The 23718-nt window shown below is 58.6% G+C and carries 23 protein-coding genes; 13 read left to right on the top strand and 10 right to left on the bottom strand.

The window, feature by feature from the left end; translation table 11 throughout:
* Position 1: 1 nt before the first annotated feature.
* On the bottom strand, positions 2–442 hold the full coding sequence (locus tag EY643_RS14665; RefSeq protein ID WP_205743078.1) for a cupin domain-containing protein: 441 nt from the start codon (positions 440–442) through the stop codon (positions 2–4).
* A gap of 125 nt (positions 443–567) precedes the next feature.
* On the opposite strand from EY643_RS14665, the gene EY643_RS14660 reads away from it, so the two are divergent.
* From EY643_RS14660 to EY643_RS14650, 3 genes are read left to right on the top strand one after another with little or no spacing between them, the layout of a single operon-like run.
* On the top strand, positions 568–2553 hold the full coding sequence (locus EY643_RS14660) for an AfsR/SARP family transcriptional regulator (RefSeq protein WP_153239931.1): 1986 nt from the start codon (positions 568–570) through the stop codon (positions 2551–2553).
* Positions 2553–2993, top strand: coding sequence for a DUF2721 domain-containing protein (locus EY643_RS14655; protein ID WP_153239930.1), 441 nt, complete (start codon positions 2553–2555; stop codon positions 2991–2993). Before EY643_RS14660 ends, EY643_RS14655 begins: the two co-directional genes overlap by 1 nt.
* Positions 2994–3042: 49 nt before the next feature.
* On the top strand, positions 3043–5220 hold the full coding sequence (locus EY643_RS14650; protein ID WP_153239929.1) for a prolyl oligopeptidase family serine peptidase: 2178 nt from the start codon (positions 3043–3045) through the stop codon (positions 5218–5220).
* Positions 5221–5241: 21 nt separating this feature from the next.
* Here the strand turns inward: EY643_RS14650 and EY643_RS14645 are convergent, their stop codons facing one another.
* Positions 5242–5511, bottom strand: coding sequence for a hypothetical protein (locus tag EY643_RS14645; RefSeq protein WP_153239928.1), 270 nt, complete (start codon positions 5509–5511; stop codon positions 5242–5244).
* 69 nt (positions 5512–5580) lie between these two features.
* Positions 5581–6507, bottom strand: coding sequence for a hydrogen peroxide-inducible genes activator (locus EY643_RS14640; protein WP_153239927.1), 927 nt, complete (start codon positions 6505–6507; stop codon positions 5581–5583).
* Positions 6508–6830: 323 nt separating this feature from the next.
* Between EY643_RS14640 and katG the strand changes: the two genes are divergently transcribed.
* Entirely contained in the window at positions 6831–8966 is a 2136-nt protein-coding gene (gene katG, locus EY643_RS14635) for a catalase/peroxidase HPI (protein ID WP_240732910.1), read from the top strand.
* 57 nt (positions 8967–9023) lie between these two features.
* Here katG and EY643_RS14630 read toward each other — a convergent pair whose 3' ends face one another.
* The 6 genes from EY643_RS14630 to EY643_RS14605 all read right to left on the bottom strand — a co-directional run bounded on the left by EY643_RS14630 (position 9024) and on the right by EY643_RS14605 (position 15671).
* Positions 9024–10130 carry an NAD(P)-dependent alcohol dehydrogenase gene (locus EY643_RS14630; RefSeq protein WP_153239925.1) on the bottom strand — a complete coding sequence of 369 codons (1107 nt, stop codon included), beginning with the start codon at positions 10128–10130 and terminating at the stop codon, positions 9024–9026.
* A gap of 93 nt (positions 10131–10223) precedes the next feature.
* Complete coding sequence (locus EY643_RS14625; protein ID WP_153239924.1) at positions 10224–11192, bottom strand: ABC transporter permease; 969 nt, start codon at positions 11190–11192, stop codon at positions 10224–10226.
* Positions 11185–12687 carry a sugar ABC transporter ATP-binding protein gene (locus EY643_RS14620; RefSeq protein WP_153239923.1) on the bottom strand — a complete coding sequence of 501 codons (1503 nt, stop codon included), beginning with the start codon at positions 12685–12687 and terminating at the stop codon, positions 11185–11187. Before EY643_RS14620 ends, EY643_RS14625 begins: the two co-directional genes overlap by 8 nt.
* Positions 12688–12731: 44 nt before the next feature.
* Positions 12732–13688: a sugar ABC transporter substrate-binding protein gene (locus tag EY643_RS14615; protein ID WP_153239922.1), complete on the bottom strand. Its 957-nt coding sequence runs from the start codon at positions 13686–13688 to the stop codon at positions 12732–12734.
* A 56-nt stretch (positions 13689–13744) separates the two neighbouring features.
* Entirely contained in the window at positions 13745–14662 is a 918-nt protein-coding gene (rbsK, locus tag EY643_RS14610) for a ribokinase (RefSeq protein WP_170287406.1), read from the bottom strand.
* Between the two features lie 61 nt (positions 14663–14723).
* Positions 14724–15671, bottom strand: a complete 948-nt coding sequence (locus tag EY643_RS14605) for a PilZ domain-containing protein (RefSeq protein WP_153239920.1) — start codon at positions 15669–15671, stop codon at positions 14724–14726.
* Positions 15672–15987: 316 nt separating this feature from the next.
* On the opposite strand from EY643_RS14605, the gene EY643_RS19865 reads away from it, so the two are divergent.
* From EY643_RS19865 to EY643_RS14560, 9 genes are all read left to right on the top strand, one after another.
* Entirely contained in the window at positions 15988–16422 is a 435-nt protein-coding gene (locus tag EY643_RS19865) for a c-type cytochrome (protein ID WP_276612648.1), read from the top strand.
* Positions 16423–16438: 16 nt separating this feature from the next.
* Positions 16439–16972: a hypothetical protein gene (locus EY643_RS19805; protein ID WP_240732721.1), complete on the top strand. Its 534-nt coding sequence runs from the start codon at positions 16439–16441 to the stop codon at positions 16970–16972.
* 12 nt (positions 16973–16984) lie between these two features.
* Positions 16985–17614 (top strand): flavin reductase family protein, encoded by a 630-nt coding sequence (locus EY643_RS14590; protein WP_153239919.1) that lies wholly within the window; start codon positions 16985–16987, stop codon positions 17612–17614.
* Between the two features lie 39 nt (positions 17615–17653).
* Complete coding sequence (locus tag EY643_RS14585; RefSeq protein ID WP_240732720.1) at positions 17654–18841, top strand: acyl-CoA dehydrogenase family protein; 1188 nt, start codon at positions 17654–17656, stop codon at positions 18839–18841.
* A 96-nt stretch (positions 18842–18937) separates the two neighbouring features.
* Entirely contained in the window at positions 18938–20251 is a 1314-nt protein-coding gene (locus EY643_RS14580) for a sigma-70 family RNA polymerase sigma factor (RefSeq protein ID WP_153239918.1), read from the top strand.
* Positions 20252–20264: 13 nt separating this feature from the next.
* The gene (locus tag EY643_RS14575) at positions 20265–21800 is read left to right on the top strand and encodes a cryptochrome/photolyase family protein (RefSeq protein ID WP_153239917.1); all 1536 of its coding nucleotides are present in this window, start codon (positions 20265–20267) and stop codon (positions 21798–21800) included.
* Between the two features lie 9 nt (positions 21801–21809).
* Complete coding sequence (locus tag EY643_RS14570) at positions 21810–22190, top strand: thiol-disulfide oxidoreductase DCC family protein (RefSeq protein WP_240732719.1); 381 nt, start codon at positions 21810–21812, stop codon at positions 22188–22190.
* Positions 22190–22621, top strand: coding sequence for a DUF3429 domain-containing protein (locus EY643_RS14565; RefSeq protein WP_153239916.1), 432 nt, complete (start codon positions 22190–22192; stop codon positions 22619–22621). The genes EY643_RS14570 and EY643_RS14565 overlap by 1 nt, the downstream gene beginning before the upstream one ends.
* A gap of 25 nt (positions 22622–22646) precedes the next feature.
* Positions 22647–23126, top strand: a complete 480-nt coding sequence (locus EY643_RS14560; protein WP_153239915.1) for a DM13 domain-containing protein — start codon at positions 22647–22649, stop codon at positions 23124–23126.
* 12 nt (positions 23127–23138) lie between these two features.
* Here the strand turns inward: EY643_RS14560 and EY643_RS14555 are convergent, their stop codons facing one another.
* The gene (locus tag EY643_RS14555; protein WP_153239914.1) at positions 23139–23651 is read right to left on the bottom strand and encodes a DUF427 domain-containing protein; all 513 of its coding nucleotides are present in this window, start codon (positions 23649–23651) and stop codon (positions 23139–23141) included.
* Between the last annotated feature and the right edge of the window lie 67 nt (positions 23652–23718).

Below are 23718 nucleotides of genomic sequence, written 5' to 3'. Positions count from 1 at the left end.
CTTAGTCCACCGCGAAAGCGTCCACGGGTGCTTCGAAGGCGATAAACAGAATACAACGCTCTTCGCTCAGGCACTGCCCCTTGTGCGGCATCTCGGCTGGACCGTAAGCATAGGTGCCGGGCTCCAGGGTCACGGCATCGTGACCCTCATATTCCACCCTCAACTTGCCCTGAACCAATACCATCCGTTCAGCGGAGGAGTGGGTATGGGTGGGGAACGCTTCACCGCCATCAAGGCGAAAGAATACATCCGCGTTCGGTTCAGCCGGGTTGCCGTGCAACACCCCCAGTCGACAGGTTTGCTCAAAGAACGGAGGGCAGGGTGCCCACTGAATGTTCTTATCTGTGCCGGTGATGGCCAATGGGCCCGCAGCCATGGCAGACGTGGATAGTGCCAGTGCGCAGCAGCCTGTAATTAACAGCGATTCCATGTGCTTCTTCATAGGATGTTCCCTCGGGTTGGTTTTATCACTGGTACAGTGTTTCCTGCCAGAGTGTAAACGACCGTTGCAACAGGCGTGGTAATTGAGGGACCATAGCTCAGTCAGGGGCAGGGATTGCAAAGAGAATGACACAAGAATCCCCGGGAGAGGGGCTTCATATCCGGCTGTTGGGCGAGTTGGCCGTATACTCGCAGGGCGAAGCCTGCCCGTTACCCGCGTCGCGTAAGTGTCGCGCGCTATTGACCTGGCTTGTGCTAAATCCCCGTAGCCACCGCCGTGAGGCCCTGTGTGAATTGCTCTGGGCCGACACCGACGACCCCCGCGGGGGTCTACGCTGGGCGCTTAGCAAACTGCGTGGCAACCTCGGGGATGCCCTGGTGGCAGACCGCGAATCGGTAGCCCTGGATGCCGATGCTTTTAACAGTGACCTCGGCGCCCTCCAAAACCTGCTTCTCACGGACACTCCCGACCCCGATCAACTCCGCGAGGCGGAGGCAGCGCTGGATGGCGGTTATCTTCCCGGCATTGATTGCGACGGCAACCCGGTGTTCGAACAGTGGTTGGAGACCGAGCGCAACCAACTGCGTCAGAGCCATCTCGATGTGCTTGCCCGCCTTCAACAGGCCTGCGCCGACGACCCGACCATGCGCCTGGTGTTCGCGCGCCGTCGAGTAGGACTGGACCCACTGGACACCGCCGCCAACCTCGACCTCTGCCAGGCTCTGCTTGTTCGAGAGGGGATGGCCAGTGCCCGCCGCCAACTCGACCGGGCGCGCGAGCAACTGCGCGATGAGAAGATGGACGACGCACCGCTGCTGCAGGGGTGGCTTGGCCTTTCAGGTCAGGCCAGTGGCGCGGTGCAGACGTTTGATATCCAGACCGATTCTTCAGGGCCCGTTGCCGATATTGAAATCGCGCTTCCCGAGCTACCCTCCAAGCCGTCGGTGGCTGTGTTGGGTTTTGATGACATAGGGGAGCCCAGCGTTTTGAGCGTTGGCCTAACCGCCGACCTGATCAGCCGCCTGTCGCGTCTCTCGGGTCTGTTCGTTATTGCCCGTGGCTCCTCTACACAGTTCGACCCGGCCAGGACGAGCTATCAGGAAGTGGGCCGCCGTCTTGGGGTGCGCTATCTGGTACACGGATCGGCGCAGCAACAGGGCAACCGTATCCGGCTGCACGCAGAACTGGTAGATGCTGCCAGCGGAGCGCAGCTGTGGTCTGAATCCTGGGATCGTACTCGCGACGATTTGTTTGAAGTGCAGGATGAGCTGGCCGGCGCAATCGTCTCCGCCGTGGAACCCGAGATCGAGCGCGCCGAATACAATCGAGCGAGCCTGAAACCACCGGAGAGCCTGGACGCCTGGGAAAACTTCCATATGGCCCTGTGGCACAGCTTCCGGTTCACGGCAGGTGATACCGAGCGCGCGAATAGTTTCCTTGCGCGAGCGCTAGAGCTGGATCCTCAATTCAGCCGTGCTCATGCGGCGATGTCGCTGGTGCATTTTTCGCGCGCTTTCCTCAATGCGAGCGACGACATCGATCGGGAGATAGCAATGGCCCACGCCACTGCGCAAGAAAGTGTGAGCCTGGATGGCCGCGACGCCATGGGTCATTGGTCCCTAGGCCGTGCCCACCTGTTGAGCCATGAACATGACCTCGCGATGGCATCCATGGACGATGCGCTGTTGGTAAACCCGAATAATGCCCAGGGCCATTACGCCAAGGGGTACATTGGTTTTCACGCGGGCGAGGATGTGAGCATCCTCCAAAACCTTGATATGGCACAACGCCTCAGCCCGTTTGACCCTCTTACCTTTGCCATTACTTCGGCCCGTGCGCTTACGCTGGCAGCCAGCGGTCAGACCGAGGAGGCGGCACGTTGGGCTCTGCGAGCCACCCGCCAGCCCAATGCGCATTTTCATATATTCACCATTGCCGCCATATGCCTTGAGCTGACGGGCAGGCGCGAAGACGCGCTGGCCCAGTTGGCGATGGCTCACGAGCGTCACCCGGGCTACACTCGCGAAGTATTCTTTCGCAGCTTCCCCCATCGTGATCCGGTGCGCCGCGCGTTGCTGGAAGGTGCACTCACTCGACTTGGAATGCCTTGATGGACGTAACCGCAACTGCATTGGCCGTGACCATTCAGACCGCCGTGGCCCCTGTATTTCTATTGGCAGGTATCGCCGGATTTTTGAATGTGTTGTCTTCGCGCCTGGGTCGCATTGTTGACCGCGCTCGGGTCCTGGAGGCGCGGGTTGCCGAGCTGGAAGAATCGGTGCGCCTCGAACTGGCGAACGTCGAATTGCGCACGCTGTGGCGGCGGATAAAAATCATCAACTGGGCCATCGGTCTTTGTACCGCGTCTGCGCTGATGGTGTGTGTGCTCGTGGTGAGTTTGTTTGTCGGTGGTGTTTGGGCGTTCAACGGCGACGAGGTGATCGTGGCTTTTTTCGTGATCGCGATGGTGCTGCTGATTTGCGCGCTGTTGTTGTTTCTGAAGGAAGTGCAACTGGCCACCCGTGTGTTGCAGCGGGGAATGGAAGTCTAGGTTTTTCTGCTATACAGTTAATGGCTTACATTCCTGACAGGTAAGCTCCATGACCAGCGCCAATCAACTCTTTAAATCCCTCGCCCTGGCGACGTTTGCAGCAGCTGTCGTCAGCGCTTGCAGTTCAACCGACAAGCCCGCCGGGCCGCCTGTTGCCAAAGTGGACAATGTGGTGGACACCCACTGGGGTGTGACAGTTCAAGACCCTTACCGCTACATGGAAGACGTCGACGACCCCTACGTGCGCGAGTGGTTTGAGGGGCAGGCAGGCTATGCCGCTGGTGTGCTCGACTCTCTGCCGCAGGCGGATGAGTTGTTTGAGCGTATCCAGCAGCTGGATCAGGGCAAGCCGTTTACTACCCACAGCGTCCGACGTCTGGCCAATGGCGATATGTTCTTCATGCGCCGCAATGCCGACGAAAATATTGCCAAGCTCTACCATCAGCCAGCGGGCGCCACTGAGGCGCGCTTACTGGTCGATCCTGAGTCCATGGCAGAAGATGGTGAACAGCACTACTCACTGGAAGTGTTTATGCCTTCCTGGGACGGCAAGTACCTTGCCTACGGCATGGCACAGGGCGGCTCAGAGGAGACGACATACCGGGTGATGGATATGGCCTCCGGCGATCTTGTCGGTGAGCCCATCAGTAATATCGAGACGGCATACAACCGGCCCCAATGGGCGCTGGATGGCAGTGGTTACTATTACAGCCGCCGCCGTGACCTGCCCGCAGATGCACCGGCAACCGAGATTTACAAGAAAACGGTTGTTCGGTATCACGCGCTGGGAGGCGAGGCTGCGAAAGACCCGGTTATTGCCGGTTATGGGTTGTCCACGAAGTTGCCGCTGGCAGAAGCGGATTTTCCAAGCATTGTGATTACCCCCGGGTCCGATCACGCTGTGCTGAAAGTAAAACACGGTGACTCCAACGAGATTTCCATTTACACCGCTCCGGTGAATACCTTGCGGAGTGGTGATGTTCCCTGGCAACAGGTTTGCTCGGCCTCCGACCTGGTCGTGGATTTCGCCGTAGCAGGAAGTGACATCTACATGTTAACCGCCGAGGGTGCACCTCGCTTCAAGCTGGTCAAGACGGGCCTCTCTCAGCCGGACCTCGCCAGTGCTGCGGAAGTTATTCCTGCTGGCGAGCTGGTGCTCGATAGTATCTACGCGGCGGCGGATGCGCTGTACATAGATGCGAAGAACGATGGCGTGGGCATCCTGCTGCAGGTAGATAGCGACGACAGGGTGAAGCGCTTGCAAGCACCCGGTGATGGCGCCGCTTTTGTGTCCTCGGTGTCACCTCAGGTGCCGGGTATCCTCGCCTACACCGTGGGTTGGACCACCGGTGGTGCAAGGTACAGCTACGATCCAGCTGACGACAGCTTCACCGATACAGGTATGATTCCCAAGGGTGAGTTCGACAATCTGCCGGGGTATGTGTCCCATGAGGTTCTTGTCCCCGGCCATGACGGCGAGAAAATCCCGCTGTCGATCATTCACAAGAAAGGCCTGAAACTCGACGGCAGTAACCCGACGATCGTATACGGCTATGGCAGCTACGGTATCTCCATGGACGTCCGTTTCTCTGCCGTGCGCCTTGCATGGCTAGAGCGGGGCGGTGTTTACGCGATCGCCCATGTGCGTGGCGGCGGCGAATACGGCCAGGCCTGGCACTATGCTGGCCGCATGCAGAACAAACCCAATACCTGGAAGGACCTGATTGCATCTGCTGAATACCTGGTGGAGAAGGGCTATACGAGCCCCGAGCACATGGCTCCCATGGGTGGCAGCGCCGGCGGCATTCTTGTGGGTCGGTCTATCACCGAGCGTCCTGATCTGTTTGGCGCGGCGGTAGCTCAGGTGGGTATGCTCGATGCGATTCGCGCCGAGACCACCACCAACGGTGTGCCCAATATCAAGGAGTTTGGCACCGTGACAGAGCAGAGCGGCTTTGATGGGCTGTATGCCATGAGCGCGTACCACCATGTGAAACCGGGAGTTGAATACCCCGCAGTGCTGCTGACACATGGTTTTAATGATCGGCGCGTGAACCCCTGGATGTCAGGCAAGATGGCGGCGCAGCTGCAGGCGTCGGGGAGTGAAAAGCCCGTGTTGTTGCGAGTCGACTTTGGTTCAGGCCACGGTATCGGTTCGACCCGCGCCCAGGTATTGAAAGAGGCTGCGGATATCTACAGCTTCCTGTTCTGGCAGTTGGGCGGTTAAGCCCGCGTATCGAAACGGCCGCTAGAAACTATTCCAGCGGCCATCTTCCCAATAGAGCCCCAGTTCCTCGGCACAGACGCCCTGAGCGTTTGACGTGTTGCGTGTCACTCCGGCATTACCGGCAATCGTGGCGAGACGACTTTCGCGGTCCATGCAGTCTGCCATGGCCCGGCGATTGATTTCCCATTGGGCTTCTCGCAGGTCGCTGCCGCCCCGCGAAAAGTTATCGTCGTAGTACCAGTACGCCGCGCCGAAAATTGCGCCAAGGATCAGGATCTCTCGCAAGCCCATGGTGTGGTCCGTTGATTCTAGTCCCCGGAATTATATGCCAGCGTGCGGCGAGGGTATGTACCTGTGCGGCTAAATCTCGACTTTTCCAGCGGACTTACCATTCAGTTCTGTGCCCAGTTCCCTGCGGAATAATGCCAGCAGTGCCTCGATATTTGCCATGCCTGGGTAGTTGGGGCGTATCGCGATGGCCAGCTCTCGATGCGGCCCCGGCTCCTCCAGAGGTACAGTTGCCAATTCCTCGTTGCTGCCGACCAGTTGTTCCAGGGCGATCTGCGGGACGAGGGTAGAGCCGATATTGCCCACAACGAGCTGGATCAGGGTCGAGAGGCTCGTAGCGCTGAAACTGTGTGGCGAAATACTCTCCAGTTTGCAGGCCGACAGCGCGTGTTCGGTGAGGCAGTGGCCGTCTTTGAGCAACATGAGATGGGACCTTGAGAGGTCGTCAACACTGGCTACTTCATGGGAGGCTGCCTCATCGCGGCGGTTCACGATCCAGAAGAGATCCTCGCTCCAGAAAGGGAAGGTTAGCAGGCCCTCACAGTCGTAAGGCAGGGCGATGATCGCCGCATCGAGCGCCCCTCTGCGTAACTGGTCCAGTACCTCTGCGGACTGGTCTTCCACGATGTTGAGTTTGAGGGCCGGAAATTGCTGTTGTAGCGTGGGTAAGACCCGCGGCAATAGGTAGGGGCCAACGGTGGGGATAACACCGAGGGCGAGTGGTGAACTCAGGGGCTCACCGGTGCTCTCCGCGAGCTTGACCAGATCTTCCATTTGCAACTCGATCTGCCGGGCACGTTCCAGTACCTGCTCTCCCAGGGGGGTGACCAGTACCTTGCGGTTATCCCGCTCGAAGACCTGGAAACCCAACTGCTTTTCCAGTTCCGACAGGGCGGTGCTCAAGGCCGATTGTGAGATGTTGCACTCCTCGGCCGCTTTCTTGAAATGCAGATGGCGCTCGACGGCCAGCGCGTAGTGAATCTGTTTAAGCGAGATCATCGGTTGCTGCCCTTGCTGTGGATGACGCTGAGTGAGTATTAGAAAGTATAGGTCATAGTTCTGGCAAATTGATCATTTGAATGAACTTGATAGATATTTCTGATCGTGACCGTGTTTTATGGCAGCTAAACGCTCGGTCAATTCAATGTAATCCATAAATCTGATCCTCATGTTCAGTTTTTTCAATTTAGCACTCTCGCTAGCAGGCTCTACGCTGTAGGGAAAAGTGCAGTGTTTGTATAAAACCATCAGAGGGATATCTCATGTTGAAACGCGCCAAAATCGCCTCGGCTGTCGCAGCCGCTACCCTGGCTCCATTGCTCATGGCAGGAGCCGCAAGTGCCACGCCCATTGGGGCGCCCACCAACAAGTTCTGGTGGCCCGAACAGCTGGACTTGAGCCCGCTGCGTGCCCATGACATGCGCTCCAACCCCTACGGGGCCGATTTCGACTATGCCGCCGAATTCGCCAAGGTGGATTACAAGGCCCTCAAGAGCGATATCGAGAAAACACTTACTGACTCCCAGGACTGGTGGCCGGCTGACTGGGGTCACTATGGTGGCCTGATGATTCGCATGGCCTGGCACAGCGCCGGTACCTACCGTGTGCACGATGGGCGTGGTGGTGCCGATGGCGGCCAACAGCGCTTCGACCCGTTGAACAGCTGGCCTGACAACGTCAGCCTGGACAAGGCGCGCCGCCTGTTGTGGCCGGTGAAGCAAAAATACGGCCGCGCCGTCTCCTGGGCAGACCTGATGATTCTGGCGGGCAATGTATCGCTGGAGTCCATGGGCTTTGAAACCCTGGGTTTTGCGGGTGGCCGTGTCGATGACTGGGAGGCCGACGAGGTCTACTGGGGCAAGGAAACCACGATGTTGGACAACGAGGAACGCTACAAGGACGGCGAACTCGAGAAGCCCCTGGCCGCAGTGCAGATGGGCCTGATTTATGTGAACCCGGAAGGCCCCGGCGGCAATATGGATGTGATGGCCGCCGCGCAGGACATGCGCGAATCTTTCGGCCGCATGGCCATGAACGACGAAGAGATTGTGGCACTGGTCGCCGGTGGCCACACTCTGGGTAAAGCCCACGGCGCGCGCAAGCCGGCTGACTGTGTCGGCCCGGAACCCGGTGCGGCACCTATCGAAGAGCAGGGTTTTGGCTGGAAAAACAAATGCGGCAAAGGCCATTCTGAAGACACCATAAGCAGCGGCCTGGAAGGTGCCTGGACCCAGACGCCTACCGCCTGGTCGATCCTCTACCTGGATAACCTGTTCCGCTTTGAGTGGGAGCAGCACCAGAGCCCGGCGGGGGCGCATCAATGGCGCCCGGTGGATAAGCGCATGCATGAGATCGTGCCTGACGCGCACGTGGAAGGTAAGCGCAATCCACCTGTGATGTTCACCACGGATATCGCGCTCAAGGAAGACCCCGGTTTCCGCGCGGTGGCAGAGCGGTTCTGGAAGAACCCCAAGGAATTTGACGCGGCGTTCGCCCGTGCCTGGTTCAAGCTGACTCACCGTGATCTTGGCCCGCAGTCACGCTATGTAGGCGCTGGAGCGCCTGACGAGGTGTTTGTCTGGCAGGACCCGGTGCCTGAAGGCAAGGAACTCAGTGATCGTGAAGTGAAAAAGCTGAAGAAAGCCGTGCTCGAGTCTGGCCTCACAGTGCAGGAGCTCGTGCGCACTGCCTGGGCTTCCGCGTCGACTTATCGTCAAACCGATATGCGCGGCGGCGCCAACGGCGCTCGCATTGCGCTGGCACCGCAAAAGGGCTGGGCGGTCAATAATCCGCAGGAACTCAACAAGGTGTTGAACACGCTTGGCGAGGTCCGTGCAGATTCTGGCAAGGTTTCCATGGCCGACCTGATCGTGATCGGTGGTGCTGCCGCCATCGAGAAGGCAGCGAAGGATGCCGGGCATAAAATCGAAGTGCCGGTAATGACAGGGCGTGGAGACGCAAGCCAGGACATGACCGATGTCGAGTCCTTTGCGGTGCTGGAGCCCAAGGCTGACGCCTTCCGTAACTACTATTCCAGTGGCGCTTACCTTCCACCAACTGAGATGTTGGTAGAGAAAGCGGATCTGATGGGGCTGACTATTCCCGAGATGACGGTGCTGCTGGGCGGTATGCGCTCTCTGGGTGCGAACACCGGCGGCTCAACTGCTGGCGTACTCACTGACAAACCAGGAACCCTGAGCAATGACTTCTTCGTCAATCTGCTGAGCATGGATACTGAGTGGTCCAAGGCGGGTGAGGGCATGTACGAAGGCAAGAACCGCGCCTCAGGCAAGGTTGTTTACAAGGCCAGCTCTGTTGATCTGATCTTCGGTTCGAATTCCGAATTGCGCGCAGTGGCTGAGACTTATGCCTCTGCGGACGCTGAGGACACCTTCCTTTCCGACTTCGTCAGCGCATGGGTGAAAGTGATGAATGCAGATCGCTTCGATGTGAAGTGATGAGTTGCTAGCGCAGTGCACTCAAGGGGCCGGCAGGCCCCTTTTTTGTGGGCGCTGCTACGGCGCGATCGCGATTGAAATTTTGCCCTGGGCGCGGCTTGATTCTGAAAGTGCCATCGCCTCGGCGATGTCCGTCAGCGGGTAGCGGTGGCCGACGATAGAAGTGAGTTCGCCGCGCTTCATCAGATTCGCCAGCTCCGCCAGCGTCTCTTTGCGCATTTCAGCAAAGAGTACGATCGCCTCCTGATCCATGAAGGGCCCGCTGAATATCGAGGCGATGGGACCTTGCAGCGGCCCGATCCAGTCGCCCTTAGCCCCGCCGACAAGAATCAGCTTGCCGTCGGGTTTCAGTACGCCACTATTTGCCAGCGGCGAGTGGTTGCCCACCATGTCTATGATGAGGTCATAGCGCGCAGGAAGGTCGGTGTAGTCGGTAGTTTTGTAATCGATCATGGTGCTGGCACCGAGGCCGAGCACGGTCTCGTGATTACGCGCGCTGCTAACGCCCGTCACTTGCGCGCCCAGCGCTTTAGCAATCTGTACGGCAAAGGTACCAACGCCACCGGAGGCGCCATTGACCAACACCGTGTCTCCCGCTTCGAGCTGGCCGTGCTCTACCAGTGCCTGTAGAGCGGTGACACCGGCGATGCCTATGACTCCGGCTTGTTCCAGGGTCACGTTGTCCGGCACGTGGGCGATGGCGCTACCCTCGTTAATCACAATGTGTGAGCCGAACGCACCGGTCTTGCCGCCGAAGACGCGGTCGCCACGCTTGAAAGCACTCACTGTCTCGCCCACGGCTTCCACCGTGCCTGCGAAGTCAGCGCCAATACGATGAGACTCCGGCGCGCCCAGGCCACTGCTCAGGCGCATGATATAGGGAGAGCCGCGCATGCGGTGCCAGTCCAGCGGGTTAACACCGGCGTAGTGCACCTTCACCAGCACTTCTTCAGGGCCGGGTACAGGTTTCTCGATCACAGTTTGCTGCAGGACTTCAGTGCCACCGTAACACTGGTAAGTGATCACGGTGGCGGTTTCTTTAGCTGTCGAGGCTACCGGAGGGGTGGGGCAGTCATCAGTGCGGCTTATGACAAAACCGAGCGCCAAAATAGCGACCAGCAAAAGCCCGAAGATGGACAGCAGAATAGTTTTTAGCACGCGCATGCAACGAAGCCCTGAGATTCCAAGTGAGTTTTGATAATAGGCCAGTTGCGCCGAATGTGCTGACCGATGCGACGAAGGCCGCGATTTATGCGACTACTCGCGAGATAGCCGTGCGCCAAGCCATTTCCCTACAGGCTCCCGGAACTGGTCGAACAGCACGGCGGCAATGATGACCGCGCCAGTGATAATGCGCTTGGAAGGTTCAGAGACACCCATCTGTGCGAGACCTGTTTGGATGACGGCGATAATCAGCACGCCGATAAATGTGTTTACCACCGAACCACGGCCACCTGCCAGGCTGGTGCCGCCAATCACGACAGCGGCAATCGCCGAGAGCTCGAGACCAATCCCGGCGTTAGGGTCTGCCGTTTGCAGGTAGCCCAGTTGAAACACACCACCGAGGCCGGCCAGCAGGCCGCAAAGCGAGAACACAAGAATTTTCCAGGGAACCGGATTGATACCGGTAAGGCGCACTGCTTCTTCATTGGTGCCAATGGCGATCATGTAGCGTCCGAACACGGTTTTACTCAGTACGAACTGGGCGATGATCACCACCAGAATGGCGAGGATCAGCGCCGGGGAAACGCCGAGGGCAGCGATAGGCGAGCCAATGACTTCGACGGCTGAACCGAGGTAGCGTGTTTCTGAATTAGTGACGAGGTAGGCACCACCGCGCGCGATTTCCAGCATGCCCAATGTCACCACGAAGGAGGGGATGGCCCAGCGCGCGCTGACCGCGCCGTTCACGAGACCGGCGAGGAGGCCGCTGACGAGGCCCGCCGCAATCGCAACCGGTAGAGGCATACCCATGTCTGCAATCACCACGCCCATGACGGCAGAGCACAGTGCCATCACCGATCCCACGGACAGATCGATACCGGCAATCAGCAACACGTAGGTCATTCCCACTGCGATCACGGTGAGGGTAGGGATCTGGTTTGCCAGGGTGCGGAAGGTGACACCGGTGAAGAAGTATTCGCTGGAGACACTGAAAAACAATACCAGCGCCAGAAGCACGGCGACCAGGCCAAGCGAATTCCAGGGGAGTTTGATCTTATGCATGCTGGGCCTTGGAATAGTGTTTGAAGCTCGCTTCGAGCAGTTGTTCTTCGGTGACATCTGCGGCATTGAACTCACCGGCATGCCTTCCGTTGGACATCACCAGGATACGGTCGGACACCTTGATCAATTCGTCGGTCTCGCTGGAGACCACCACGACCGCCTTGCCCTTTGCCGCCAGCTCCCGCAGCAGTGCCTGGATGCTGGCTTTGGCCCGGGCATCCACCCCGCGAGTGGGTTCGTCGAACAACAGAATCGGAAGGTCATTCAGCAGCCAGCGGGCAATCAGGACTTTTTGCTGGTTGCCGCCGCTGAGTTGGGTCACAGGCTGTTGCAGGTCATCGTATTTTATCTGTAGCTCCTGCGCCGCGTCGGTGGCCATCGCCGCTTCTTTGTCGGCGGCGATGACACCAGCGCGGTTACTGAGGCCCTGCAGCTGACCAAGACAGATATTGCTCGAGATGGTGTCGCCCAGGAGCAGGCCCTGGTCTTTGCGATCTTCCACTACCAGGCCGATGCCTGCGGCAATAGCCTCGCGAGGGGATTGCATCAGGCGAGAGCTACTCAAACCATCGGATGCGAACTTGAGTCGGCCGCCCGAAGCCTTGTCCGCGCCAAAGATGGCTCTGAGCAATTCCGTGCGGCCCGAGCCGATCAGGCCGCCAATGCCCAGTACCTCGCCGGCGCGGATGTCAAAACTGACGTTGTCGATAGAACCGGCCACGCTCAGGCCTTCTACGCGTAGCAAAACCTCCGCGGAAGTTTCGGCCGACGTCTTGTGGGAGGAGTGCTCGTCCTGCTCGGGTAATTCACCTGCCATCAGGTTGACGATGGTATCCGGAGCCGCGTCGGCAATGGCCAGGGTGGCCACCAATTCGCCATCGCGTAACACCGACACCCGGTCTGCGATGCGCGCGATCTCGTCCATGCGGTGCGAGATGTAAATTACGCTCACACCTTTTTCGCGCATGGCATTGAGGCGTTTGAACAGAGTCTCGATTTGCGGGTCGGTGAGGGACGCGGTGGGTTCGTCCAGGATCAGTAGCTTGACGTCCTGGCTGATCGCTCTGGCAATTTCTATCAGCTGCTGGTGGCCGACGCCCAGAGCGGACACCGGTGTCTCCGGGTCCATGTCATCCATTTCAAGCTGGGCCAGCATATGCCTGGCGCGTTCCACCACGCTGCTGTGGTTGATCAGGCCGGCGCGCCCACCGAGGCTGCTGAAGCTGAGATTCTCCGCCACGCTCAGGGTGGGGAACAGGTTCAGTTCCTGCATCACCATCTGGATGCCGATAGTTTCGGCGGCTTTGAGGGTGGCTGGTGCGTGTGGCTGGCCATCAAATTCCATATTGCCAGCGTTGGGCGGATGAATGCCTGTGATCAGGTTGCACAGCGTGCTCTTGCCGGCGCCGTTGCTGCCCATGAGGGCGTGAATTTCCCCCGGGAGAATATCCAGGTCGAGGTTGGTCAGCACGGGGGATGCGAAGGATTTATACATCCCCCTGAGGCTTAGCAGGGGCTTGGCTGAGTCCCTCAAGTGCACTATTTCGTGATGAGTTCGATGGGTGTTTTACGATCTTCGGGTATATCGCCGGATGCCAGAATCTGCAGGGCGTACTCGATGCCGAACACCGCGAGCTGGTCGCCGAACTGGTCGGCGGTGGCGAGCATCTCGCCGCTCTGTACCAGGTCGTTGGCGGCGGAGATATTGTCGAAGCCGACGACAAGTACGTCATCGGTCTTGCCGGCCTGGCGCACCGCGGCAACAGCGCCCAGGGCCATGCTGTCGTTGGCCGCAAGAATGGCGGCCAGCTCGGGGTTTTCCACCAGAATGGCACCCGCGACACTCGCTGCCTTGGCCTGCTCCCAGTCTGCGGCCTGGGTGGAGACTACCTCCATGTTTGCCGCCTGCATGGCGTCTTCGAAACCTAGCTGGCGCTGCTGGGCATTAAACGCGCCCGGTATGCCGCCGATAATGGCGACCTGGTCGCCCGCCTCGAGTTTTGCGGCCAGCGCATCGCCCACCAGCTTTGCGCCCTCGCGATTGTCGGGCCCCACGAACGGCACCCTGATGCCCATGTCCGCCAGAATCGCGTTGTCAAACTTGTTGTCGATGTTCACTACCACAATGCCCTCGTCCATCGCGCGCTTCACCACCGGCAACAAGCCCTTGGAATCGGCCGGAGCAATCACGATGACATTCACGCGTGTGGCCATCATTTGTTCGACCAGCGACACCTGTTGGGCGAGGTCGCTCTCATTCTTGATGCCATTTACGACCAGTTCGTAGCCGCCGTTCTCGGCCTGGTGGGCCCTGGCGCCGTCGGCCATATTGATAAAGAATTCGTTGGCGAGGGACTTCATGATCAAGGCCACTCTGACGGGCTTTTCCGCGTCCGGTGCTGCCGTCTCGGTCGAAGCTGGCTGCTCTGAACCGCAGGCTGCGAGGGTCAGTGCGAACAATAGAGTTGTTGCTAGCGTAGTGGCTTTTTGAAGCATTATTGTGGTGCCCGTTGTTTGTGTCGTATGACAGGAATCATAGATGAATCTCAGCCCTATTGCGCGGTGACTTCCTCCGCGCGTGGCAATGATACGACTGCCCCGGGCCGGCTCACCGCAATCGCCGAGGCGGCGATAGCGATTGTGATGGCGTGCTCGATATCGGCCATGCCGTGCGCTGCCAGGTGGGCCGCGAGATAACCATTGAAGCAATCGCCCGCTGCAGTAGTGTCGACGACGTCTGCGGATTGGGCAGGGAAGTGCTTTTCTCCGCCCGCTGTCACGAGCATCGCCCCCTCGCCACCGAGTGTAACGACGACCGCGCTTACACCTTTCGCGAGCAGCGCTGAAGCTGCCGCCAGAATCTCTGTGGCGTTTGCTGTGGGCATGCCGGTGAGGGTGGCCAGTTCCCCCCGATTGGGGGTGAGCAGGGTGATGTGCTGGTAGATTTCTTCCGGCAGCGACTGGGCCGGTGCTGGATTGAGGATCAGCAGCTGCCCTTGCGCACTGGCCAGTGTCGCAGCGTGTAGAACGGTCTCCATGGGGATCTCCAGCTGGAGTGCCACCACGTCCGCGGAAGTGAGTAAGCCAGATTTTTCATCCAGCAGCGCTGGGGTCAGTGCACTGTTTGCCCCGGCAGTCAGCCCAATGCAGTTTTCGCCGTTGGCATCAATGAATATGCATGCGGTGCCGGTGGGCGTGCTGGGGATCCGGGTTATGCCGTGGGCGGGCAGGCCCAGCGTTTCGAATTGGGCGAGGATGTCGGCTGAACTGCCGTCGTCTCCCAGACAGCTGATGAACGTCGTCTCTGCCCCTGCCAGATGGGCCGCGGCAGCTTGATTGGCGCCTTTGCCACCCAGATTGGACTTGAGGTCGCCGCCGCCCACGGTTTCGCCGGGGGTCGGTAAGCTGGGGAGGTAGAGGCAGATGTCCCAGTTGGTGGAGCCGATGACGGTGACTTTGTTGTTGGACACGACGAGTCCCTGTGGTGGTGGGCTGTCGTGAGTATACCTGCTTCCGTCAATCGGTTATCAGCTAGCGCCCGCTGCGCGCCATCTTGCTAATCAACGCCTGGGTGAGCTCAGCCAGTTCTTCCGAGGGGTGCTCAAATTTCAGCCCCGCCTGGTAAAGCTCTGCCTTGCCCATACTGATCTTTTCCTGCCTCACCACGCGGGCGCGCAGCTTCAGGCTGTGCTTCTCATCAAAGGTGCTGATGATCGCTTGTAGAGATTGGCCGATCTGCAGGGGTTCCGGCACGGTGACACCGAGGCCACCCGCCGAGATATCCTCGAGAGATGCCTTGAGCTCATCGCCTTCGAACTGGAGGTCCAGCCTTTGATGCAGGCGGGCGTGTGCGCGCAGGCCGTCGCTGTCGCCTGATTGTGCAAGCATCTGCAGTACGGCTTCGAGTTCGTCTTCGTCACTCGTTGCAATGCTGGAGAAACGTACCGCGAGGCCTTCGCCGCCGCGATCATCCATTTTCCAGCTTCGGAGGTATTTGGCTTCGATGTGGATGGGCTGGCCATTGGTGCCGGGAATCACGACGATCAGTGTATCGCCACTGGCCATTCTCACTTTGTCTACTTTGATCGCGGCACCTCCCCATGAGATGTCCTGCAGCCTTGCGTCTGTCGGTGTGTCTTCACCGGGCCAGATCAGTTTGATAGGTGCAGTGACAGAGATGCGAAGGTGCTTCCGGCGCTCCTCAGCAGAGGCTTCAGGTTCGTCCTCGGTCGGTTTTTTCTCAGCGGCGATGGTCCGCACGACTTCCAGTGCTTCTTCCACCACGTCGCGGCTGCCCACGATGAGATCGAGCTTGTTAGGATCGGCGCTCCCGGGGCGCAGCATTTCTGCAGAGTCGCGGAATGAGGTAAAGCTGCCGGCGGAGCGGTGTTGCACCACGTTCAGGGCCAGCAAGCGAATGCAGGCGGTGAGTTCTTCCTCGGAGGCCTGGCCCAGAAGGGAGTCTTGGCGTGGTTTCATGTAGGGTTCCCTGCGATATCGCGTCAGGTCGTTGCTGGCGCGGTTTCTTAGTTTATAAAGCCGATGTTAGAGCCCTCGCTGGGGAGGGGAAACCCGGAGATTGGCAAAATGAGTAGTGGGTCACTTTTGCGGCGGGGTTTTCTCTACTTTTTGGCCAATTCGGGCTTGCGCGCGCCTGAATTAGCCGCTGTCGCCCTTCTTGCTCGCCGAGCATGCCGTCCGCCTTTTGACCAGCATTGCCTCTGCACTGGAACGTCCGGGGTTCAGCAGCGGGCGTACGTTGCTATAACTACTATGCATCTCGGAGCTGGACGCTGTGTTCAAACGAAACCTTCACCTTTGGCTGTTCGCCTGTTTTTCCCTTGGCTTGCCTCTGATCGCCATGGAGACGAACTCTTTTCAGCAGCCGCGCGTTCATGGCTGTGTCGGTGAGTGTTACGAGAAGTGGAAAGACGAAACAGGCGGCGTGGTGATGATGGCTGCGGCTCAGGCAGAGGCCCGGGCGGCCGCTTCGCCAACCGAACTGGGTAAGGCTGCATATGCTGGATGCATCGCCTGCCACGGTCAAAAAGGCGAGGGGGGCGTGGGGCCAGCGCTCGCTGGTCAGACAGCCTCAGAGATTTATGAAAAGTTGGTCCAATACAAGAACGGGGAGACCCGAGGTAACCAGAGTGCCCTCATGTGGGGGCAGTCCGCCATGTTGAGCGACGATGATATGAACAATATCGCCGCATTTGTTGAAACCCTGTAAAGGGAAGGTGATGCATATGTCCGGTAACGAATCGAGCAAGAAAACAGACAACAGCCTGCGTGGCAAGTCGATGCGCAGGGCCATGGAGAAGGGTGTGCCAACTACGCTCACGCCCTACGAGTGGGAGCAGTGGTACGCTGAAAACGGCGTTCCAGACGCGCACCACAGCGCGGCGGTCGAGGAGAGGCCGATGACTGCATCACCTGGCAAGCGGCGCAAAGGGCCGTCGCCCGTGACAAAATTTATTGTCGACTGCTGGGGCGTGGTGATGGACAACCGACGCAACCCCTTGAGGCATCTTGATCTCGCATCACAGCACTACTTCATGCAGGTATTAGCGTGGATGTGGAGCATGGTGTTTAGCCTCTCGTTTCTTTCTATCTACAATTTCGGCCTGGTATGGGTTGCTCACTTGCTGGTATTTGGTGGCGCTGCGTTCACAGTGGCGGTCTTCAAGGAGAGTGAGCGTGCACTGGGCGCAGATACGGCATCTGCTGGGCAATTTTCCCACGCATCCCGCTGTGTCTGGCAGCTGGATAGCGAGGCATAGCGCCGCGTCTCTATGAAGCTCAAAGCAGAAGATTTGGCGGGCATGGAAACGAGGGCGCGCGCCGCCTTTGTGAATTGCCTGTCCGGCTTTAAATCGGCGAATCTGGTGGGAACCCGTAACGCCGAGGGAAAGACGAACCTCGCGATTATGAGTTCAACCGTGCACCTGGGCTCTCACCCACCCCTGCTGGGGCTGGTTGTGCGGCCGGGCGGGGATGAGCGCCATACATTGAGAAACATTCTTGAGACAGGGGTGTATAGCCTCAATCACGTGCACTCAGATTTCATTGCAGCGGCCCACCAGACTGCGGCCCGCTATCCATCGGAAACCTCGGAATTCGACGAGGCCGGGCTGACGCCAACCTGGGAAGACGGGTTCGCGGCCCCCTTGGTGCTCGAGGCCAAAGTGAGGTTGGGCATGGAACTGCGAGAGCATATGCCCTTGGAAGTGAACAACACTCACCTGGTGATAGGAGAAGTCGTGCTGGCGGAGGTGCCGGAAGGCTCGCAGCGATCGGATGGGTCTCTCGACCTGGTGGCGGCGGGCAGCGTTGCGCTGTCTGGCCTGGACGCCTATCACGAGGGTGTTGAGCTGAAGCGCATGGCGTATGCCAAGCCGGGCATGCCACCTCGGCAAATATAGTCCCAGTAGAAAAATAAATAACCAGAGAGAGGAAAGACAGTGAATATAGCGGTTGACGAAAACCTGCAGGAAACGAATGAGACGGGCGCCGCGATGTTGGCCAGGGTGCAGGCGCTGCAGCCTTTGTTTCGCAATAATGCGGAAGCGGCGCGTACTGAACGCAAAGTACCTTCAGAGAACATTCAAGCGCTGCAGGACGCGGGATTTTTCCTGGCATTGCAGCCGGCCCGATGGGGCGGTGCAGAAGTGGATCCCCAGTGTTTTTTCCAGATGCAGATGGCCATTGCCGAAGCGTGTATGTCCACTGCGTGGGCGTCAGGGATTGTGGCGGTGCATGCCTTTCAGCTGGCCCTGATGGATCCCCGGGCGCAGGAAGATGTGTGGGGCGATGATATCCACACCCGGGTCTCATCGTCGTATGCCCCCATGGGCAAGGTAGAGCCGGTTGAGGGTGGGTTCCGCTTCAGCGGCCGTTGGGGTTGGAGCAGCGGCTGCGATCACTGCACCTGGGTGCTGTTGGGCGGCATTTTGCCGGACGGAACGTATCGCACGTTCCTGCTGCCCAAGAGCGATTACCGCATCGAAGATACCTGGCATTCCATGGGTCTGCAGGGTACCGGGTCAAACGATATTGTTGTGGAAGACGCTTTTGTGCCTGACTACCGCACCCACAAACAGTCGGACGGTTTCGCGGGCACTAACCCGGGCGTGTCTTCGGATAGTGCGGAGCTGTATCACATGCCCTGGGCACAGCTGTTTATTCGTGTCGTGTCTACGCCAGCCATTGGTGCTGCACGTGATGCGCTAGCGCAGTACTGTGCCCTGGTGAAGGGCAAGGCCAGCGGCGATATCACGAAGCTGGCACAGGACACAGGCACTCAGATGCGTATCGCCCGGGCTCGCAACAGCATTGAAGAGATGAGCAGCGTTATGCTATCCAATTTCGATACGATGATGGAAACCCTGCGCAGGGGCGAGAAGATCGAGATCGATGATCGCATTCTCTACCGCTTCCAGGCTTCCCTGGTGATAGAGAAATCCATTGAGGTAGTGGACTCCCTGTTCTCTTCGGCGGGTGGTTCCTCGGTGTTTGTTGGCAGCCAAATCCAGCAGCGCTTTCTTGATATCCATACCGCTCGCGCGCATGTCGCGAATAATCCCACGTCTTTTGCCCGCAATTTAGGGGCCACCCAACTGGGCGCGGGAAACGGAGATTTTTTCGTCTAGCCGGCAATATTAGCCAAGGCGGGTTTTCGTTGGCTTTCTGTCTGGGTCTTCGTCCCACAATCCTCACCCGAACGATTCCTGTTGCCGTATCAAGATATGCAACAGGAGGAACACCGAGTGAACTCAGCGAAGAGAACTCAGGACGACAGTGGCGTAGAGTGGCTGTTCGAGAAGGCCCGTGATTACCCCTTACTGAGTGCTGTAGAAGAACGGGAAATAGATGCGAGAAAATGGGAGTCGCGCGACGAGCTGTTAAAGCTTCTCCTTGCCGAAAGTGCAGGGCGATCCTATCTCCGCCTTTGGACAAGTAATATCCTGGATAACCCCCCATCGCTGGAAAGCATTGCGGACAGGAGTAATTATTATCTGCTGCGCCGTGAGCAAGGAGAGTTGCGCACAAGCAAGGTGGGAAAAGAGCAACTTAAGAAACTCCACATAGCGTTTGAAAAAGCGGGTGATGAACTCGCCAATAGGGAGCTTGGAAACACCCTGAAAGATTTGGAACTTTCGCCGCCGTTGGTTGCTGGTTTTGCGCAACTGGCGGTCAATACAGAGCCCGCTTGTGAAATGGCACAGGCCCTGCGTGACTGGCAGGCATCCTGGCTTGAAACGGTGGAGTTTTCTACGATCTCGAAGTTGAGCGGCGATGACGACTTGCGCCGCTGGCTGCGCGAATATTTTTCATCCCGCGAAAGCCTTGTTAATCATAACCTGCGGCTGGTGTTTTCGATCGCCAAAAGGCTGGCTACGGCGACAGTCGCGTTCCCGGACCTGGTGCAGAGCGGCATTGTGGGCCTTATTCGAGCCTCTGAAAAATACGATTACAGATCAGAGCATCGGTTTAGCACCTACGCTTATAACTGGATCAGCCAGGCAGCGCGCCGGTTTCTGGAAGAACAGCGCGCCGTGGTCAGGATGCCCGCGAATGTGGCAGCCAGCGTTAACAGGCTCTACAGGGAGCGCCTGTCGTATATCAGTATCAATGGACGTGAGCCTAGCGTGCAGTATCTGGCCGACAAGCTGGGGACGGAACCCGAGACGGTAAGAGAGTGGAGAAGTATGGGGAATCTCTCGGTCTCGTTGGATCAACCTTCCGACAATGATCCCGCCGGGCTTACCATGGGTGAAAAAATGAGTGGCTGGACCTACCCCGCGCCTGCCCTCCAAGCCGAACAGAAGTCGCTGCACCGTTGTTTGATGAGCAGCCTGTACGTTCTGACCAAGCAAGAGCAGAAGGTCATTACATTGCGCTGGGGCTTGTCCGATATGCCAGCTCTGAGCCGGCGGGAAATCGCGGCGCAGTTCGATGTCTCCACCGAGCGTATTCGGCAGATAGAAAGTTCCGCTCTGGATAAATTGCGCAAAGACAAGGTGGTAAAACAAGCGTATCGAGATTATGAAAACTCATGAGCATAGCCCGGCAATGAACCCACCCGAACTGATCCTGGTGCTCGGCGACCAGCTGACGGCAGGTAAAGGCGCACTCAAAGACGCCCGGCCCGGTATAGACACCGTCGTGATGGCGGAAGTGGCGGAGGAAGCCTCTTACGTTCGCCACAATCGTCACAAGATCGTCTTTATTTTTTCAGCGATGCGTCACTTTCGCGACGAACTGCAAAACGCAGGATTTGAGGTGATCTATTACCCCTATGAAGCGGGCAAGACTTCGCTGCTGGATGCAGTGCACTCCGCGCTGCAAGAGTGCCCAGCGGAACGGGTGCGTTGTTGTAAGCCCGGCGAATACCGATTGCTCGAAGCAATGTCAGAGTGGCATCTGGCAGTGCCGGTCGAACTGGTTGAAGACGACCGTTTTCTCGCTTCGGGGGACGACTTCGCCGACTGGGCCAAAGGCCGAAAACAACTGCGCATGGAATACTTCTATCGCACTATGCGGCGTAAGTATGAAATCCTGATCGACGCTCAGGGTAAGCCCGAGGGCGAGAATTGGAATTACGACAAGCAGAACCGCAAGGGCTGGCGTGGTAAGGACACGATTCCGGTCCGGCCAACGATCGAGGTGGACAACATTACCGCCGAGGTGATCGCGCTGGTAACCGAACATTTTCCTGACCATCCCGGCGACCTCGACCAATTTTATCTGGGCGTCACAGCCGCGCAGGCGCAGAGCCAGCTACTTTGGTTTATCGACCAGGGTTTACCAAAATTCGGCGAGTATCAGGATGCGATGGCGGAGGAATCCCCGTGGCTCTATCACGCGTTGATATCAGCGTACATCAATACCGGGCTGCTTGACCCGCTGGAGGTGTGTCGTGCCGTAGAGCGGGCGTGGCGCGAAGAACGCTGCAGCCTGGCAGCAGCGGAGGGCTTTATTCGGCAGATACTGGGTTGGCGCGAATATGTCCGCGGTATCTACTGGATGACAGCACCTTCCTACGCCGACAGGAATGCATTGGACGCGCACAGGCCACTGCCGGAGTGGTTCTGGACCGGCGCAACCGATATGCGTTGCCTGGAGAAGGCCCTGCGGCAGTCACTCGACCTGGGCTATGGTCACCATATTCAGCGGCTGATGATCATTGGCAACTTTGCCTTGCTCGCCGGCTTGCAGGTGCAGCAGGTGTGCGAATGGTATCTCGCGGTATATGTGGATGCCTTTGAATGGGTCGAGCTACCCAACACGCTGGGCATGGCGCTGTATGCCGACGGAGGTTTGATGGCCAGCAAACCGTATGCGGCCAGCGGCAAGTACATTCAGCGCCAGGGCGACCATTGCGCCAGCTGCCGTTACCAGCCCGCGAAGATGACAGGCCCGGGTGCCTGCCCATACAACAGCCTTTACTGGCATTTCATCAATCGCCACGCCGAGAAACTGGGTGACAATCCACGGCTGGGTTTGGCCTTGAATAACTGGCGGCGCAAAGACCGGGATGACCAGCTCGCGATTCTGACGTGGGCAGATACGGAACTCGAGCGTCTGGTGCCCCCTGTTTCGGTGTGAAATAACTGCATGACGATGAACGGAGAATGGTTGGAAATGGACACCTTGTTCTACGACGGTAGCTGCCCCCTGTGCCGCCGAGAGGTCGCCCTGTTGCAGCGACTCGCGCGGCCGACTCTTGGCTTCCAGAATATCCACACCGCGAGCGGCGACAACTTGCCGTCCACGGATGCGCTGTTGAGATCACTGCACTTGCAGCGCGATGACGGTGCCATGGTGACTGGTCTGGCAGCCAACGTTGCCATGTGGCAGCACACCTCTTTCGGAATTTTGTGGCGGATTCTGATGTTGCCCGGGATCAGGTGGGTGGCGGAACGCGCCTACAATGTGTGGGCCCAGAGGCGGTATGCGCGTATGTATGGCTGCGCTGTACAACAAGGCCAGCCCTGATGGCCACGGCGACCGCCCGCACAGCCTCGCGTCTGGGCTGGGCCGGCTTACTGCCGTTTCTTGCGGCGCCGCTGGCGGTGTCTGTATCGACAAACCCCGCGGAGATTGTCGGCCCCGCGATAGCTGCCTATAGCCTAGCCATTGTCTGCTTTCTGATGGGCGCCTGGTGGGGCATTGCGCTGTTGCGTCAGGCTCCGGTTATCCTGGTCGCCAGCAATGTGGTGGTGATCGCGGCGTGCCTTGGTTTTGTGCTCTTGGGCCTGCGGGCCAACCTGCTCCTGCAGGCGTTGCTATTGGCAGGGGCCATAGTTGTCGAACGCATGCACCCGATGTTCGGGCCGCAGCCTGATTACTACGCTACCTTGCGGCTGCGCCTCAGCGCGGTGGCCAGCCTGGCTCTGATGTTGTCGGTTCTGCAGTTACCTGCGTGATGGAAACTCCCCGCCAATCAGCGCTATGACGATCGCAAGAAAACTCCTGTTGATAGTGTCCCACCTCGGTATCGGGGTGCTTGGCTTCGTGCTGGGCATCTACACCCTGCCGATCCTGATGGCCCCGGCGCCTCCCGAACTCGGGCAGGTAAGCGCGGTAGAGGAGGGCGCCCAATACCAGGGCGAATTCAGGCGCGATCTCGAGGACAGTGATTTTCTTCACTGGGGCGAGGGGACAGTATCTCTGTCGCCAGACGCCGTGGTGTTCAGGGGCTCTCTGGCACCCGGCCCCGCTTACCGGCTCTACCTGTCACCGCGCTTTGTGGAAACCGAGGCTGCCTTCGAGGCCCTGAAGCCGCAGATGGAGCAGGTCGGTAATATCGATACGTTTGAAAACTTTGTGGTCAACGTACCCCCTGGCGTGAGCATCGAAGACTACAACACGGTCATAGTGTGGTGCGAATCGTTTGGGCAGTTCATTACGGCCGCGCAGTATCGACAGTAGTCCCGGGCGTTGTTACCAGTGCCCGGTGCCCGGCTCGCCTTTGAACGGGCCCGCTACCTTGCTGGTGATCCATCCTCCGTAAAAGCCCCCGGGCTGTGGCTGAACACGCTCGCCGTCAACATGGCACTTTAGGAGACGAGGATAGAAGGAGGTGTAGCCCATGATCGCCGCGAAGCTGCTGCTGGGTTGCTCATAGCTCCAGCCCACCATAGGGCCACCTGGATCATTTGCCAGAGACCAGTAAGTGGCGGCCCCTTTCCATTCACAGAAAGACGAGCCCTGCACTTCCACCAGCTGGCTCCAGTCCACGGCGTCAGGCGGCAGATAAAAGGTGGGTGGGCTGGCAGTTTCCAAAATGCGCAGTGAGCACGTGGTAGACGCCAACAGTAAGCTCACATCGAATACCTCAACGAGCGCATCGCAGGGCACCAGAGCGGGTGGCCGTGGGTAATCCCATACCGATTCCTGGTCCGGGCCGGGCTCATCGGCGAAGGGTGGGCGCTGTTTGCCAGTGTATTGCCACATGGGTTGATCTCCGCGAACGCTATACGGTAGATACGGAGGGAGATATGAATCAGCTCAGTGCCTGATT

The sequence above is a fragment of the Halioglobus maricola genome (genome assembly GCF_009388985.1).
Lineage (GTDB): Bacteria > Pseudomonadota > Gammaproteobacteria > Pseudomonadales > Halieaceae > Halioglobus > Halioglobus maricola.
This window is presented reverse-complemented; position numbering and strand designations above follow the sequence as displayed.

Coding starts and splice junctions, on each gene's coding strand:
- EY643_RS14665 (WP_205743078.1), bottom strand. CDS start 442: ATGAAGAAGCACATGGAATCGCTGTTAATTACAGGCTGCTGCGCACTG.
- EY643_RS14660 (WP_153239931.1), top strand. CDS start 568: ATGACACAAGAATCCCCGGGAGAGGGGCTTCATATCCGGCTGTTGGGC.
- EY643_RS14655 (WP_153239930.1), top strand. CDS start 2,553: ATGGACGTAACCGCAACTGCATTGGCCGTGACCATTCAGACCGCCGTG.
- EY643_RS14650 (WP_153239929.1), top strand. CDS start 3,043: ATGACCAGCGCCAATCAACTCTTTAAATCCCTCGCCCTGGCGACGTTT.
- EY643_RS14645 (WP_153239928.1), bottom strand. CDS start 5,511: ATGGGCTTGCGAGAGATCCTGATCCTTGGCGCAATTTTCGGCGCGGCG.
- EY643_RS14640 (WP_153239927.1), bottom strand. CDS start 6,507: ATGATCTCGCTTAAACAGATTCACTACGCGCTGGCCGTCGAGCGCCAT.
- katG (WP_240732910.1), top strand. CDS start 6,831: ATGGCAGGAGCCGCAAGTGCCACGCCCATTGGGGCGCCCACCAACAAG.
- EY643_RS14630 (WP_153239925.1), bottom strand. CDS start 10,130: ATGCGCGTGCTAAAAACTATTCTGCTGTCCATCTTCGGGCTTTTGCTG.
- EY643_RS14625 (WP_153239924.1), bottom strand. CDS start 11,192: ATGCATAAGATCAAACTCCCCTGGAATTCGCTTGGCCTGGTCGCCGTG.
- EY643_RS14620 (WP_153239923.1), bottom strand. CDS start 12,687: ATGTATAAATCCTTCGCATCCCCCGTGCTGACCAACCTCGACCTGGAT.
- EY643_RS14615 (WP_153239922.1), bottom strand. CDS start 13,688: ATGCTTCAAAAAGCCACTACGCTAGCAACAACTCTATTGTTCGCACTG.
- EY643_RS14605 (WP_153239920.1), bottom strand. CDS start 15,671: ATGAAACCACGCCAAGACTCCCTTCTGGGCCAGGCCTCCGAGGAAGAA.
- EY643_RS19805 (WP_240732721.1), top strand. CDS start 16,439: ATGTCCGGTAACGAATCGAGCAAGAAAACAGACAACAGCCTGCGTGGC.
- EY643_RS14590 (WP_153239919.1), top strand. CDS start 16,985: ATGAAGCTCAAAGCAGAAGATTTGGCGGGCATGGAAACGAGGGCGCGC.
- EY643_RS14580 (WP_153239918.1), top strand. CDS start 18,938: ATGCAACAGGAGGAACACCGAGTGAACTCAGCGAAGAGAACTCAGGAC.
- EY643_RS14575 (WP_153239917.1), top strand. CDS start 20,265: ATGAACCCACCCGAACTGATCCTGGTGCTCGGCGACCAGCTGACGGCA.
- EY643_RS14570 (WP_240732719.1), top strand. CDS start 21,810: ATGACGATGAACGGAGAATGGTTGGAAATGGACACCTTGTTCTACGAC.
- EY643_RS14565 (WP_153239916.1), top strand. CDS start 22,190: ATGGCCACGGCGACCGCCCGCACAGCCTCGCGTCTGGGCTGGGCCGGC.
- EY643_RS14560 (WP_153239915.1), top strand. CDS start 22,647: ATGACGATCGCAAGAAAACTCCTGTTGATAGTGTCCCACCTCGGTATC.
- EY643_RS14555 (WP_153239914.1), bottom strand. CDS start 23,651: ATGTGGCAATACACTGGCAAACAGCGCCCACCCTTCGCCGATGAGCCC.